Raw genomic sequence first — 14,778 nt, forward strand, 5'->3', positions numbered from 1 at the left:
TGATCAGGCCGACGGAATTCGACGTATGGCACAGCCCAGGCCGGTGCGTGTCTTGGCGGTGAGCAGCGGCAAGGGCGGGGTCGGCAAAACCAATGTCGCCGTCAATCTCGGGGTCAGCCTATCCGAGCTCGGTCGGCACGCGGTCCTGCTGGATGCCGATTTGGGACTCGCAAACGTCGACGTGCTCCTAGGTTTGCAGCCCAAATTCAATCTGTCCCATGTGTTGAGCGGCGAGCGCAGTTTGGACGAAATCCTCGTAGAAGGGCCGTCGGGGCTGAAGATCGTGCCGGCCTCGTCCGGTATTCAGCGCATGTCGGAGCTTACCACTGCGGAACAGGCCGCCGTGATTCGCGCCTTCGGGGAGATGAACCAGGACATCGACGTGCTGCTGGTCGACACGGCAGCGGGTATTTCGGGGGGGGTGGTCAACTTCGCGCGCGCCTGCCAGGACATCATTCTGGTGGTGTGCGACGAGCCTACGTCGCTTACCGACGCTTATGCCTTCATCAAATTGCTGAACCGGGACTACGGCGTTCATCGGTTCCAAATCCTGCCCAATATGGTCCAGGACTATCAACAGGGTCAGGCGTTGTTCGGCAAGCTGTGCCGGGTGACGGACCGCTATCTCGACGTGACGCTCGATCTATTGGGCGTGGTTCCTCGCGACGAGCAATTGAGAAAGGCGGTTCAAAAGCAAACTCCGGTGGTCGTCGCCTATCCGCACAGCAAAGCGGCGCGGGCGTTTCGCGCCTTGGCGCTGAAAATGGATGCCTTGCCGATTTCCGGCCAAGCCAGTGGGCGGCTGGAGTTTTTCGTAGAGCGGATGATTCAGTACCACAGCGCAGCAGCCTTATGAGCGGCATCGCCTTGTACGCATCGGTACAGGCGCCCGGATTGGACGCCATCGTGGGGCAGCACGCGTCACTGGTCAAACGGATTGCCTATCATCTCATGAGCCGGCTGCCGTCCAGCGTGCAAGTGGAGGACTTGATCCAGGCCGGCATGGTGGGCTTGCTGGAAGCAGCCCGCCAGTACGATCACGCTCAGGGCGCGAGTTTCGAAACCTATGCCGGGATCCGGATCCGCGGCGCGATGCTGGATGAGCTGAGGCGCTACGATTGGACGCCGCGCTCGGTTCATCGCAAGGCGCGTGATGTGGCTGAAGCAATGCGGAGCATCGAGGCCAGGACCGGACGCGACGCCCGAGATGCGGAAGTCGCCGAGCATTTGGGACTGTCGCTCTCCGAATACCATCAGGTTCTTCACGATAGTTTGAGCTGTCGCATGTTCAGTTTCGAAGAGTTGTTGGAGGCCGGCGATTCGGCTTTGGACGACTGTGCGGATTCGGCCGCGCCTCCGGTCGAGGTATTGACCCAGTCCGGATTTGCCGAGGCTTTGGCGAACGCGATCGCGGGATTGCCGGAGCGCGAGCGCTTGGTGATTTCGCTCTATTACGAAGAGGAACTCAACCTGCGCGAAATCGGCGAAGTGCTGGGGGTCAGCGAGTCCCGAGTGTGTCAGTTGCAAAGCCAGGCCATGTTGCGCCTTAGGGCGAGAATGCAAGGCTGGCTGGATGCGGAGCAATCCGCCGGAGCCCGTTCGAAGGGAAGGCGAAAAGCCGCGCAAGTCTGAGGCCCCGATGAATCGATAATAAAAAATGGTTAACCGGAACGAGGTGAGCGTCCTTGAACAAGAACATGAAAATCCTGGTTGTGGATGACTTTTCCACCATGCGAAGGATCATCAGAAACCTGCTGCGGGAGCTCGGGTTCAACAATATTTTCGAAGCCGACGACGGGCAGAGTGCTCTGCCCAAATTGCAGTCGGGGGGAATCGATTTTCTGATCACCGATTGGAATATGCCCGGAATGACGGGTATCGATCTGCTGCGCGCCGTACGCGCCGATCCGAACCTGGCTCAGTTGCCGGTGTTGATGGTGACCGCCGAGGCGAAGCGTGACCAGATCGTGGAAGCGGCGCAGGCCGGCGTAAACGGCTATGTGATCAAGCCGTTTACCGCGGCCACTCTGCAAGAGAAGATCGAAAAGATCTTCGAACGCCTGGAAGCCTGATCGAACCTTTGGGGGCGGCTAATGATTGACAAGCAACCGTCCGCCGACGGGCGGATCGAACAGGCCCGCGAACTTCTGGCGGCATTGGAGCGCGGCGACGACGAGTCGGCCGACCGTATCCTCGATGATATCGGCCGCGTCCGGGAAACCCTGATGTTTCAGGAAGTCGGCAAGTTGACCCGCCAGCTCCACGACACGCTGGCGAATTTTTCCCTGGACGAAAGAATCGCGGATCTCACGGAGAACGAAATTCCCGACGCCAAAGAGCGCCTCAATTACGTCATCACCATGACCGAGCAGGCGGCGAACACCACCTTGAATGCAGTCGAATCCATCTTGCCGTTCGCCGAAAGTCTTCGCGAGCAGTCGAACGAACTCAGCGCCCAGTGGCAACGCTTTCGCCAGCGGGAAATGCCTTATGAGGAATTCAAGTCCCTGACTCAAGACCTGGCGCAGTATTTCGACGTTTCCGCGGGGCATTTGCAGACCATTCAGCATAGTCTCACCGAAGTGCTCATGGCGCAGGGATTTCAGGATCTCACCGGCCAGATCATTCGGCGCGTGATCAAGCTCGTTCAGGATCTCGAGCACAGTCTGGTCGAATTGATCCGAATTTCGGGACGGCGCTTCAAGCCCTCCGGCGATAGCGTGCCGGAAACCAAATCGGAACCACTCGGCCCGGCTGTTCCGGGGGTGGACAAGAATACCGTGCAGAATCAAGACGACGTGGACAGTTTGCTGTCGAGTTTGGGTTTCTGAAGGTAAGGCGCAATGGCGATCGATCTCGATGACGAAATCGTTCAGGATTTCTTGGTAGAAGCCGGGGAAATACTGGAAAAGCTCAATGCTCAACTGGTCGAGCTTGAGCAGTCACCGGACGATTACGATTTATTGAACGCCATTTTTCGCGGTTTTCACACCGTGAAGGGTGGAGCGGGGTTTCTCAATCTTGTCGCCTTGGTCGACGTTTGCCACAACGCCGAAGACGTATTCAACGTGCTTCGACAAGGCGAGCGGCGCGCCGACCCGGCCTTGATGGACGTCATTCTGGAAGTATTGGACGTCGTCAACGCCATGTTTCGGGACATCCGCTCCGGACACGATCCCGAACCGGCCGACCCGTCGCTGATCGATCGGCTGAAAGTTCTCGCCCAGCCGGGAAGCGATTCTACTCTTGTCCCGCCGGCTCCGGCGTCGGTGGAGCCCGAATCCGTTTCGGCGGTCGAACCCGAGAGGTTTCCGTCCGCGATGAATGTTGTGGAACAGGCGCTCGCGGCGATGCTGGAACCCGGCCAAGACGACGATCCGGCCGGGGCGGAATTCGAACCGTTGCCGGATGCGGCGGAGGAGCCGAGCCGGCCCTCGCCCGTCTCGGCGGTTGACTCGAACGGCTCGACTTCGGATGAAATCACCGAAGAAGAATTCGAGCGTCTGCTGGACGAACTTCACGGAAGGGGCAAGCATGGCGGTGTGCCCGATGCGCCAGCGCTAAACACTCCGAATGCCAAATCGCATGATGACATCACCGAGGAAGAATTCGAGCGCTTGCTGGATGAACTCCATGGCAAGGGCAAGCACACCGGCATGCCGAGCGCCGTGGTTCCCGAGGCGCCGAAACCTGTAGCCGAAAGTGATCGCATCACTGAGGAAGAATTCGATCGCCTGCTGGACGAGCTTCATGGCAAAGGCCAGCATGGTGGTGTACCGAAGCAGGAGAGCGCGCGTCCAGCGGCTCTGTCTTCGGCACCTATGGAAGCGCGCAGCGCGACAAGGGAACCGGCCAAGACCGTCAAGCCACAGGCGGCCGCGGCAGTTGAAACCACGGTCCGCGTCGATACCCAGCGTCTCGACGAGATCATGAACATGGTCGGCGAGCTGGTCTTGGTTCGCAACCGCTTTCAAACCCTCAAGATCGCGCTCAATGACGAGGAGATTGCCAAAGCGGTCGCCAACCTGGACGTGGTGACCTCGGATCTCCAGCTGTCCGTCATGAAGACGCGCATGCAGCCCATCAAAAAGGTATTCGGCCGCTTTCCCCGCGTGGTGCGGGATTTGGCCAGAAGCCTCAACAAGGAGGTGCAGCTCGAGTTGCGCGGCGAAGAAACCGATCTCGACAAAAATCTTGTCGAGGCCTTGGCCGATCCATTGGTGCATTTGGTTCGCAACGCGGTCGATCACGGCATCGAGACCCCCGAGGAGCGGATCGCAGCGGGTAAGCCGCGCGAGGGCTCGGTCGTTCTGACCGCGTCTCAGGAGGGCAATCATATCGAATTGACCATCGAGGACGACGGCAAAGGCATGGATCCGGACGTGCTCCGGCGCAAGGCCGTGGAAAAGGGACTGATGGACCAGGAGAGCGCCGCCCGTCTGGACGACAAGGATTGTTACAACTTGATTTTCATGCCCGGCTTTTCCACCAAGTCCGAGATTTCCGATATCTCCGGACGAGGTGTCGGCATGGATGTGGTAAAGACCCGAATAGCCCAGATGAACGGCTCGGTAGCCATCGATTCGAGCAAGGGGAAGGGCAGCCGCATCACCATCAAATTGCCGCTGACTTTGGCCATCATGCCGACTTTGATGGTCAAGCTGAACAATCAACCCTTCGCTCTTCCGTTGGCGAACGTCGTCGAAATCCTGGACCTCGACCTCACGAAGTCCAATACGGTCGATGGGCAGTTGGTGGTGCTGGTCCGGCAGCGTGCGTTGCCATTGTTTTATCTCAAGGAATGGCTGGTTCCGGGCTACCGGCATGATAGAAATCAGGACGGGAAATGCGGCCATGTAGTGGTGGTGAATGTCGGGGGACGACATGTCGGCTTCGTGGTCGATCATTTGGTCGGACAGGAAGAAGTCGTCATCAAGCCTTTGGGGGCGAAACTTCAAGGGGTATGCGGAATGGCCGGTGCGACGATTACCGGCGACGGAAAAATCGCCCTCATTCTGGATATACCCGGTTTGATGAAACGGTACGCCTCCTTGCATTAAGTCTATGACAACTAAGAGGTTTTAATGACAATCAGGGTTTTGGTGGTGGATGACTCGGGCTTCATACGCCGCAGACTGACCGAAATCCTCAACGCCGATGGCGACATGGAGGTCGTAGGAAGCGCCGCCGACGGCGCCGAGGCCGTGCAAAAGGCGGCATCCTTGAATCCGGACGTCATCACCATGGACGTGGATATGCCCGTAATGGATGGTATTACCGCGGTGCGCGAGATCATGAAAGATCGGCCCACGCCGATTCTGATGTTTTCCGCGTCCACCAAAGCGGGCGCCAAGGCTACCTTGGATGCTCTCGAGGCCGGCGCAATGGACTTCATGCCCAAACAATTGCAGGAAATCAGCGGAGACCAGGACTTGGCCAAGCGCATTTTGCGGCGGCGCGTTCGCGATTTGGCCGAGCATGCGGGGAGGCTGAGGCGGCTCCGTCGGCCATCGAGGCCTGTCGCCGCTCCGGTCGTTGCCCGGCCTCCGGCCGCCAAAGCGCAACTTCGGGATTTCCGTTTGCTGGTCATCGCCGCTTCTACCGGCGGCCCGGTGGCTATCCAGAAAGTTCTGACGCAAATTCCGGAGACCGCGTCGGTCCCCATTCTTTTGGTCCAGCACATGCCGGGAAATTTCACCGGCAGCTTTGCCGAACGCCTGGATCAGCTTTGCCGAATTCGGGTCAAGGAGGCCCAGAACGGCGACGAACTGCGACCCGGTGTCGCTCTTCTGGCGCCCGGCGGCTTTCAGTTGGAGCTGAGCGAGCACGGGGCGCGGAAAACCGTCGTCGTTCGGGAGAGCGGAAGCGGGGAACATTTTCGTCCCAGTGCCGATGTCACGTTTAGCTCCATAGCCAAGAACATGCCCGGCAAGGTTCTCGCCATCGTGCTGACCGGCATGGGATCGGACGGAAAGCTCGGAGCGGAAAAATTGAAAGCCAAGGGCGCGGCCATCTGGGCCCAGAACGAGCAGAGTTGCGTCGTTTACGGCATGCCGAAAGCGATCGTCGAAGCTAACCTGGCCGATTGCATCTACGATCTCGATGAAATGGCCGGCGAATTGAAGAATCTTTAGGCATGGACCCTTTAAGCATTATCGGAGTCACTCTCGGGCTCGCCGCCGTTCTAGGCGGCAATTGGCTCGAGGGTGGGCATATCCAGTCACTGCTGAACGGCCCGGCGATAGTGATCGTGTTCGGCGGTACGCTGGGTGCGACCATGCTGCAGACGCCGCCGGCAGCGTTTTTCTATGCCGTCAAAATGCTCAAATGGGTCTTCATGACGCCGCCGATAGATCATAAGGAACAAATCAAGAAAATCGTCAGCTGGAGTGCCTTGGCGCGGCGGGAAGGTCTGCTCGGCTTAGAGACCTTCATCAGCGCCGAGAAAGAACCGCTGGCGAAGAAAGGGCTTCAGTTGCTGGTTGACGGCAACGAGCCCGAGGCCATAAGGGACAGCTTGGAGGTGGAAATATTCGCTCGCCAGCAGCGGGATTTGGGCGCGGCCAAGGTATACGAGGCGATGGGCGGCTACGCGCCGACCGTGGGAATCATCGGCGCGGTCATGGGGTTGATTCACGTGATGCAGAATTTGTCCGACCCCAGCAAGCTGGGGAGCGGCATCGCGACGGCATTCGTGGCGACGATTTACGGCGTCGGTCTCGCCAATTTGATCGTTCTTCCCATCGCCAACAAACTGAAATCCCGAGCACAGGCCAATAACCAGGCGCGGGAACTGATTCTGGAAGGAATCATTTCGATCGCGGAAGGCGAGAACCCGCGGAATATCGAAATGAAGCTGACCGGTTTCCTAGACGGATGACTAACGTATGTCGCGGCGGAAGCATTCGGAAGAAGAGCATGTGAACCTGGAGCGCTGGCTGGTTTCCTATGCCGATTTCATTACGCTTTTGTTTGCGTTTTTTGTCGTCATGTATGCAATTTCTTCGGTCAACGAAGGCAAGTATCGGGTGTTGTCGGAGTCGCTTTCCGCGGTGTTCAAGGAGCCGGGGAAGGAGCACAACCTCGGGCATACGCTGGAGCCGATTCAATTCGGCCAGTTGAAGAAAGGACAAGACCTTTTGGGCGAACCCGCGGCGTCGGACGGTTCGGCATCGTCCCAGGACAAGACTCGGCCGATGCCGGAGAATCTCGATGCGGAATACGCCCAGCTCGAGAGCCTGGCGGATCAGATCGAAGCGGCTTTATCGCCGTATATTCAGGACGATTTAGTTGCCGTCAAACGCCATGAGCTGTGGGTGGAGGTCGAAATGAAGAGCGGGATGTTTTTCTCCAGCGGCAAAGCCGAACTTTCTAAGGAATCGCTGCCCATACTTTACCGAATGTCCGAAATTTTCCGCGAAATCGACAACACCATTCACGTCGAGGGTCATACCGATAATCTGCCGATCAACACTCCCGAATTTCCTTCCAACTGGGCCTTGTCGTCCGCCCGCGCCGCCGTGGTGGTCAACCAATTGATGAGCAACGGCATCGATCCGCGCCGCATGGCGGCGATAGGCTACGGCGAGCATCATCCGATTGCCGACAACAGGACGGAGGAAGGACGCTACCAAAATCGGAGAGTGGTCATCGTTCTGATGTCCCACGGAGCGGCTCGTTACAAGCTTTCTTCCGGGGACCGAATTGAGGATTTCGGCGCTTCGCAAAAGCCGGTGTCTACGGAAGCGCCCATCACTCCGACGGAGGTTTCGAAGCCATGAGAATCTGGGCCGTATCCAACCAGAAAGGCGGCGTCGGCAAGACCACGACAGTCGTTACCTTGGGGGGGATTCTCGCGTCGCGGGGGTACCGAACTTTATTGATCGATCTCGATCCGCACGGTTCGCTGACCAGCTATTTCCGAATGAACCCGGATCAAATCGATGTCAGCGTCTACAACCTGTTTCAAGACGCAATTGCCAAGAAAAGCTTGCTTCCGGGTCCTTATATCGCCTCTACGGATTTCGAAGGGCTGTCGGTACTGCCGGCCTCGACCGCTATCGCGACCGTAGAGCGGCAGGGGGGCGCCGGCGGCATGGGGCTGGTAATTGCCAATAGTCTGGCAGCCGTTCGGAAGCAGTACGATTTCGTGCTGATCGACAGCCCACCCATGCTGGGTGTGCTGATGGTGAACGCACTAGCCGCCTGCGAACATTTGTTCATTCCGGTGCTGTCCGAGTTTCTCGCGCTCAAAGGGCTGGAGCGCATGCTGCACACCCTGGAAATGATCGGTAAGTCTCGGAAAACGCGATTGGATTACACGGTCGTTCCCACTTTGTTCGATCGGCGTACCCGCGCGTCGATACAAACCCTCAGGGTGATGCGCGAGCGTTATGGGGATCAGGTCTGGGATTCCGTGATTCCGGTCGATACCCAGGTGCGGGAAGCGAGCGACGCCGGAATTCCGCTGTCTTATTACATGCCCAAGGCCAAGGCTGTCATCGCCTACACCGAACTGCTCGAGCATATGTTGTCGCAAAATCGATCACGCTCGGTCGAGCCGGCTCTGGCAACCGCATGAAAGCCGATCGCCTAGCCCGAAGCACTACGGGATGGCAGGATCAAGTACTCCTTTTCTATCTGCGGAACCTGCTGAATCAAACCTACGGCCAGTCGGAAGCATTGCCGGCCGAGCGCACGGATTCCGACTCGGTAGCGGCATCCCAGCCCGTCCTGTCTGCTCCCGCGGCTTTGCCCGACTGGGCGCAATCGGAATTTCAAGTGGTTTATTTTCGAATCGGTCATACGGTTCTTGCCGCGCCGTTGACCGAGGTGAGGAGAATCGAACGCCTTGACGATTCGACGCGAGTGACGGTCTTGCCGGGAAAGCCAGATTGGTTTCAAGGGCTGACCCGATTTCAGGGCGAGATCATTCAACTGGCGGACACGGAGCTTCTCATAGGCGGCAAGCGTTCCATCTCCTTAGAAGATTCCCATCGTCATGCCTTATTACTTAATGAAGGGCGGTGGGGGTTGGTGTGCGGCGAGATCGTCGATATGGTCCGGCTGCGCGAAAGCGATGTCCGCTGGCGCGTAAACCGATCCCGGCGAGCATGGGCGGCCGGCACGATTATCGATCGCTTATGCGTGCTGGTGGATCCGCACAGCCTGATTCCGGCCGGCCGATCCAAAAATCTGAGAGTTTTACGATAATGCTAGAGGCGAGAGGGTAATATGAGCGAAGCGTTGGCAAGACGCAGCGACCCGGTGAATCAGTGGGTCACATTCCGTTTGGGCGAAGAAACTTACGGCATCAACGTAATGCAGGTACAGGAGGTGCTGCGTGTCACCGAAATTGCGCCGGTTCCGGGAGCGCCGGATTATGTGGTGGGTATCATCAATTTGCGCGGAAACGTGGTGACGGTAATCGATACCCGGCGGCGCTTCGGGCTGCCTCCCAAGCAGCCGGACGATGCGTCGAGGATCGTCATTATCGAGGCGGACGATCAAGTCATCGGTATTTTGGTCGATAGTGTCGCGGAGGTGGTCGAACTCAGAGCCTCCGAAATCGAATCGGCTCCCAGCGTCGGCAATGAAGAAAGCGCCCGATACATTCAGGGCGTGACGAGTCATAATGGCGACTTGCTGATTCTGGTCGACCTGAATCAGTTCTTGAACGACGAAGACAAGGCGCAGCTCGATCTGCTTTGATCCCGCCCACCCTGGGAGGGAGAGCTTTTTCGAAGAATGGCGAGATAGGGTTATGGTCGAGATTCATCCCGTCGAACACGTCGGACCTTTGCCGGCGGCGAACAAGGTCAAAGGCGACGAGAATCGCAAACAGCAAAAGCCCGATTCACAAGAAAAGAAAAAACCGGGACCGGCGAGTGATGATTCGCTGCCCCATATCGATGAATACGCCTGATGGATTGGCATCTCCCCTATTTTATTCTGGTCGGGCTGATCGTCGCGTTGGTGGCGGGAATGCTCATGCTGACCCGTGCTTGCCTGGCCCTCAGGCGCGATTATGCAACGCTGGGCGCACGGCTCGTACAGCAGCAAAACGACTTGATCGGGCTGTCGGCAGCCGCCGTGCAAGTGGATCGGCGTATGCTGGATCAAGAACGCCGGCTTCGAGAGTGCGACGAGAGACTGGCGTCGCTCTCGTCGCAGGATACCGGCTACCAATCCTATCGAGCTGCAATCGAAAGACTTAAGGACGGCGTCGCTCCCCAGGAGCTGGTGTCCCAGTTGGGCCTTTCCCTATCCGAGGCAAACTTGCTGGCGCATCTTTATGCGCAGCGACAGGGTCAATAAGTCGAGCCGGCTTTCGAGAACGATTCTCACGCTTCTGAATCGAATACCAGGAGCTCGATTCGAAGATTATGTGTTGCTCAGACGCAAAAACGTAGCGCGATCGCAACTAAGCGTAGCGTTCTGATTGGCGTTTTATGATATAGTCGCGACGATTTCGATTTCGGACTTATGGGAAAGACAATGTTTCTTCAATTTTTCCTGGGATTGTTTCTAATTGCTTTAGCTCCGTTGTCCGTTGCAGCGGAGGCCCCTACGGAAGCCAAGAAAACCGTAGACTTGCTCAACAACACGTTAATTGACGTTATGAAGGATGCGAAACAATTGGGATATCAAGGACGTTACAAAAAGCTAGAGCCGGTGGTCAAGCAAGTGTTCGAGTTCGAGGCTGTTTCCCAGATCGCGCTTGGAAATCACTGGAAGAAACTGGATAAAGAACAGAAAAAGGCTTTTATTGAGAAGTTGACCGATCTAAGTATTGCCACTTATGCCGCTCAGTTTAACGGCTACTCGGGGGAAGAATTCAAATACGATTCCGCCCAAGACATGAAGAGCGATCGCGTGCTGCTACGCTACTTTCTTACTTCGCCGGATGAAAAGCCCATCAAGTTCGAATACATCGTGAACCAGTTCGGCGGGCAGTGGCACATCATCAATATCATCGTGGACGGTATCAGCGATTTGGCGCTCAAGAAGGCCCAATATACCAGTGTCATCGACCGCGAGGGATTCGACAGTCTTCTGAACAAACTGTCCCAAAAGATCGCCGATTACTCGAGTAATAATGCGACGTCCGGATAATGAGGCGCCGCCGCAGGCCGTGCAAATGCGTTCGAGGCGGTTCTTTCTTATCTTGGATTACAGTTCGTAACAAAAAATGCCCGTCACGTGAGTGGCGGGCATTTTCGTTTGTCCCTAAGGCGTTTCAGCCACGCAACTAGAATAGAGTGCTTTTCCTGTTTCGGCTTCAGAACAACGGTTCTCGGTAGACCAGCAATATCGCGCCGATCAGGAACATCGCCACGATGGATATAAATCCCGCAATCTTTCCGTCCACATACCCGCCGTAACTCACGTTGGGTTCCGCCAAGCGCAGTTCCAGCCAGCGCCCGCTCGCCATGATCACGGCCAGGAGCCCCATTGCGGTGTGCGTGGACTGGATGAGGTATTCGCTTTTCAGCTCGAACTCCGCATGGGCATGGGTGAGCAGCAAAATGCCGCCGAACGCGCACAAGACCGGGAACGTATAGCGTAATCGGTCGGCGTTCCGATTGGTGCGCGCGCGCATCTCCATAACCCCCAATGCGAAAGCCAGAAGGGTGGCGATACGATGCTGGAACACCTCGCCGTTGCCGAAGGTGCTTTCCCAAAAGCCGATCGGGCCTAAGGGCCAAGTCTCGGCGTCGCTACGGAAGAAGAGAAAAATGCTCAATCCTACGAAGCCCAGCGGCCAATACCTCGCCCATTCGAACCGCCTGTAGTAGGAAAGCATAGCGACCAATCCCATCAAGGTCAGGAAGACTCCGGACACGTTGTGATTGTAATCCGACCATTCCGTGGCCGCGGGTGAGGGAACTTTGTCGACCACCGCCACACGCCCCGGCTCACCGGCCAGGAGTTGCTCGTGCGTGGGCGAGGTCAGGCGCGGCATGCGCGGGGTGAACATCTCGGCGACTTCGGAGACGGTCGCGGACAGTTCCTTGATATCTTCCGACGGCGGCTGCGAGGACAGGGTGGCGGCGATGAAAAGTATCCCTACCAGTATGAAGGTCTCGGCCTCGATGTAATGCGGAACCTTGTTATTCAGTCCTTCGGTTTGGCGGTGTCTCAACCACTGCCGACCGGCCCGGTGATTCAGATAGGCGAAGCCGAGCGCGACCATGAGAAGAACGACTTTGGTGACGACCAGGCTGCCGTAACCGGTGCCGAAAAGGCCATCCCAGCTGCCGACGTAAGTCCAGGCCAGGGGAAGCCCGGTCAACAGAAGAACGACGACGGAACTGACGCCGAGCAGCGCAAAACGGGTGATCGCGATGGGCCATAGTGCTTTTGCCTCTTGAGATTCCCGGCTCATGTGCCAGAGCGACAAAAGTTGCGCAACGCCGCCGAACCACACGGCCGCCGCAAACTGGTGGAGAACGGTCATGGTCATGAGCTGCTCCCGATATTCGAAGCGGCCCACGCCATGCACCAGCCAGGCGCCGGCAATCACCATGGGAATCATCGAAATCGCAGCGAGATTCCACAAAAACCGCTTATCCGGTATTTGGCGCAACTGGCCGGCGATGTAGATCAGACCCAAGGCAAGCAGGAAACGTATCAAACCGGCCTGGAACTGAACGGTGCCCATATAAGCGTCGGCCGGAAAATCGCCCAAGACCGATGCCAGAACCACGGCTTTGATGATCAATTTGAGCCCTTGGGTGATAGCTAGGGCGATGGCGCCGGCGCGCAGCAAGCTAACGGCTCGGCGGACCACGGATTCATGCGCGGCGAATCCGGGCGACCATACTCTGAGGATAAACGCACTCCAGAGCAGGCTCCCCACTACTAACGCGTAGCTGATCAAAATCAGCCCGCCGAGGAAATCATCGATGAAATTGGCCAAACCTTGCATGTACATAGGGGTTACCGCGGTTCAGAGACGTGGAAACGAATGACATTTTCCGTGAAGTGTCCATCCGCAGCGAATACCTTGTATTTCAAGGCATATTCGCCTGGCGTCAGTGCGGGCACCTGGATGCGCATCTCGCCCGGTTTCTTGCCTTTTTCGATTTGTACCGGATGGAAGACATCGCCTTTGCTGACCAGAAAAACTCGGGACAAAGGCAATTCCACATTGGAATTGAAAAAGAGTACTACCGTCGTCGCGTGATTCGGCTGAATCGGGTTTTGGGTCAGAGAGGATTCGGTGACGACGGCGTGCGCCCAAGGCCGTTGGCCATAGGCCAGCAGCAAAGACATGGAAAACAGCAAAACGGCAAATTTACGGCTGCGAGAAGAGAGTGGTTGGTGCATGGTGGTGCCGGTGTTGGTCGTGGATGATGGAAATCAGCCCGCTTTGGACTTAAGTGCATGGCTGGTAAGGTTTTTCCCAAGGTCCCAGATGGCTCCGGGAACCTTGTGGCAATCGGCGATGACATCGTCGAGAGCAGTGAGGACCCACTGCGTATCGTTTTCGTTAATCACCAACGGAGGGAGAAACTTCACCACGTTCATGCCATGCCCGGCGACTTGGCTCAAGATACGATGGTTCTTGAACAGCGGAATCGTGATCATTTGGCTAAACAGCCCTTTATTGGCGGTTTCCAGGAGGTTCCATGCGGCCTTTAAGGAGAAGCTCTTGGGAGAGCCGAACTCCAGAGCGATCATCAGTCCCTTTCCGCGGACTTCCTGGAATAACTCGTACTTGTCGACCAGGTTCTGCATTCCGGCCAGAAGTTTTTCCCCGAGATGTTCGGCATTCTCCAGCAGCTTTTCATCATCGATGACCTTGAGTGCAGCGAGCCCCGCCGCCATGGCCATATTGTTCTTGGAGAAGGTTGAACCATGAACTACGGCGCGATCCATACGGCTGAAGACGGCATCCATGATGCTCTTGGTCATCGCCACGGCGCCCACCGGGATGAAACCACCGGACAGTGCCTTCGCCATCAGAATCATGTCGGGTTTCACGCCCCAGTGCTCGATAGCCCAAAACTTGCCGGTGCGGCCGATGCCGGTTTGGATCTCGTCGGCGACAAAAAGCGTTCCGTATTTGGCGCACAAGCGAGCCGCTTCCGGCAGGTAGTCGTCGCTCGGCAGGTTGACGCCTTTTCCCTGAATCGGCTCGACGATAAAGGCCGCGACATCTTTGTTGCGCAAGGCCTCGTCCAAAGCCTTGATGTCATTGAACGGAACCGTGACGCATTCCGGCAACAAAGGACCGAAACCTTCGCGGAAAATCTTTTCGCCGTTCAGTGAAAGCGCGCCCATGGTGAGGCCGTGGAACCCGTGATCACAGTAGACGATTTTTTCCCGCCTGGTCGTATAGCGGCTGAATTTGATCGCCGCTTCGACGGCTTCCGCACCGGAATTGCAAAAGAACATCTTGCTGAGATTGTCCGGGCAGCGCTTCAGAATTTGCTCCGCGAGGAGACCGCTCAGCACGGATACGTCCATCTGTACCATGTCTGGCAATTCGCTTTGCAGTACGTCCTGAAGCGCCTGAATGATCTCGGGATGATTGCGGCCTAGGGCAAACACGCCGAAGCCGCTCAAGAGATCCAAATATTCGTTATTCTGATCGTCATAAAGATACGGGCCACGGGCTCTGGTGTAGATGCGGTCATAGCCGATGGCCTTGAGCACCCGCACCATTTGGGTATTCAAGTAATTTTCGTGGAGTTCGAAGTTCTTGCCGCGATGGGTGGCCAGCAAATCCGCAATGTAGGTGGACATCAAGACCTCGGGAATTATCTAGGG

The 14,778-nt window shown here is 57.0% G+C and carries 17 protein-coding genes; 14 read left to right on the forward strand and 3 right to left on the reverse strand.

What is annotated here, in order from left to right:
- The first annotated feature begins 25 nt into the window (after positions 1-25).
- The 14 genes from JOD69_RS06995 (at position 26) to JOD69_RS07060 (ending at position 11,115) form a co-directional block, all read left to right on the forward strand.
- A complete protein-coding gene (locus tag JOD69_RS06995; protein ID WP_077730357.1) occupies positions 26-856 on the forward strand; it encodes a MinD/ParA family protein in 831 nt (276 codons plus the stop codon).
- Positions 853-1,632: an RNA polymerase sigma factor FliA gene (locus tag JOD69_RS07000; RefSeq protein ID WP_077730358.1), complete on the forward strand. Its 780-nt coding sequence runs from the start codon at positions 853-855 to the stop codon at positions 1,630-1,632. The genes JOD69_RS06995 and JOD69_RS07000 overlap by 4 nt, the downstream gene beginning before the upstream one ends.
- 53 nt (positions 1,633-1,685) lie before the next feature.
- Complete coding sequence (gene cheY, locus JOD69_RS07005) at positions 1,686-2,072, forward strand: chemotaxis response regulator CheY (RefSeq protein WP_077730359.1); 387 nt, start codon at positions 1,686-1,688, stop codon at positions 2,070-2,072.
- A 21-nt stretch (positions 2,073-2,093) separates the two neighbouring features.
- Positions 2,094-2,831 (forward strand): protein phosphatase CheZ, encoded by a 738-nt coding sequence (locus tag JOD69_RS07010; protein ID WP_086134998.1) that lies wholly within the window; start codon positions 2,094-2,096, stop codon positions 2,829-2,831.
- A 12-nt stretch (positions 2,832-2,843) separates the two neighbouring features.
- Positions 2,844-5,060 (forward strand): chemotaxis protein CheA, encoded by a 2,217-nt coding sequence (locus tag JOD69_RS07015; protein WP_086134997.1) that lies wholly within the window; start codon positions 2,844-2,846, stop codon positions 5,058-5,060.
- A 24-nt stretch (positions 5,061-5,084) separates the two neighbouring features.
- The gene (locus JOD69_RS07020) at positions 5,085-6,134 is read left to right on the forward strand and encodes a chemotaxis response regulator protein-glutamate methylesterase (protein WP_086134996.1); all 1,050 of its coding nucleotides are present in this window, start codon (positions 5,085-5,087) and stop codon (positions 6,132-6,134) included.
- Positions 6,135-6,136: 2 nt separating this feature from the next.
- Positions 6,137-6,880, forward strand: a complete 744-nt coding sequence (locus JOD69_RS07025; RefSeq protein WP_086134995.1) for a flagellar motor protein — start codon at positions 6,137-6,139, stop codon at positions 6,878-6,880.
- Between the two features lie 7 nt (positions 6,881-6,887).
- Positions 6,888-7,781, forward strand: coding sequence for a flagellar motor protein MotD (gene motD, locus JOD69_RS07030; protein ID WP_077730364.1), 894 nt, complete (start codon positions 6,888-6,890; stop codon positions 7,779-7,781).
- Positions 7,778-8,581: a ParA family protein gene (locus JOD69_RS07035; RefSeq protein WP_077730365.1), complete on the forward strand. Its 804-nt coding sequence runs from the start codon at positions 7,778-7,780 to the stop codon at positions 8,579-8,581. The genes motD and JOD69_RS07035 overlap by 4 nt, the downstream gene beginning before the upstream one ends.
- Positions 8,578-9,213, forward strand: a complete 636-nt coding sequence (locus JOD69_RS07040) for a chemotaxis protein CheW (RefSeq protein WP_086134994.1) — start codon at positions 8,578-8,580, stop codon at positions 9,211-9,213. The genes JOD69_RS07035 and JOD69_RS07040 overlap by 4 nt, the downstream gene beginning before the upstream one ends.
- A gap of 21 nt (positions 9,214-9,234) precedes the next feature.
- The gene (locus JOD69_RS07045; RefSeq protein WP_086134993.1) at positions 9,235-9,711 is read left to right on the forward strand and encodes a chemotaxis protein CheW; all 477 of its coding nucleotides are present in this window, start codon (positions 9,235-9,237) and stop codon (positions 9,709-9,711) included.
- A gap of 52 nt (positions 9,712-9,763) precedes the next feature.
- Complete coding sequence (locus JOD69_RS07050) at positions 9,764-9,925, forward strand: hypothetical protein (RefSeq protein ID WP_156879648.1); 162 nt, start codon at positions 9,764-9,766, stop codon at positions 9,923-9,925.
- Positions 9,925-10,317, forward strand: a complete 393-nt coding sequence (locus tag JOD69_RS07055; protein WP_086134992.1) for a DUF2802 domain-containing protein — start codon at positions 9,925-9,927, stop codon at positions 10,315-10,317. The genes JOD69_RS07050 and JOD69_RS07055 overlap by 1 nt, the downstream gene beginning before the upstream one ends.
- A gap of 180 nt (positions 10,318-10,497) precedes the next feature.
- Positions 10,498-11,115, forward strand: a complete 618-nt coding sequence (locus tag JOD69_RS07060) for an HpnM family protein (protein ID WP_077730369.1) — start codon at positions 10,498-10,500, stop codon at positions 11,113-11,115.
- A gap of 166 nt (positions 11,116-11,281) precedes the next feature.
- Here JOD69_RS07060 and JOD69_RS07065 read toward each other — a convergent pair whose 3' ends face one another.
- The 3 genes from JOD69_RS07065 to JOD69_RS07075 are packed head-to-tail and all read right to left on the reverse strand — an operon-like array spanning position 11,282 to position 14,754.
- Positions 11,282-12,937 carry a CopD family protein gene (locus JOD69_RS07065; RefSeq protein ID WP_086134990.1) on the reverse strand — a complete coding sequence of 552 codons (1,656 nt, stop codon included), beginning with the start codon at positions 12,935-12,937 and terminating at the stop codon, positions 11,282-11,284.
- A gap of 5 nt (positions 12,938-12,942) precedes the next feature.
- Positions 12,943-13,332, reverse strand: a complete 390-nt coding sequence (locus tag JOD69_RS07070) for a copper resistance CopC family protein (protein WP_240502511.1) — start codon at positions 13,330-13,332, stop codon at positions 12,943-12,945.
- 33 nt (positions 13,333-13,365) lie between these two features.
- Positions 13,366-14,754: an aspartate aminotransferase family protein gene (locus JOD69_RS07075; RefSeq protein ID WP_077730372.1), complete on the reverse strand. Its 1,389-nt coding sequence runs from the start codon at positions 14,752-14,754 to the stop codon at positions 13,366-13,368.
- Between the last annotated feature and the right edge of the window lie 24 nt (positions 14,755-14,778).

Source organism: Methylocaldum sp. RMAD-M, from assembly GCF_017832375.1.
Taxonomy (GTDB): Bacteria; Pseudomonadota; Gammaproteobacteria; order Methylococcales; family Methylococcaceae; genus Methylocaldum.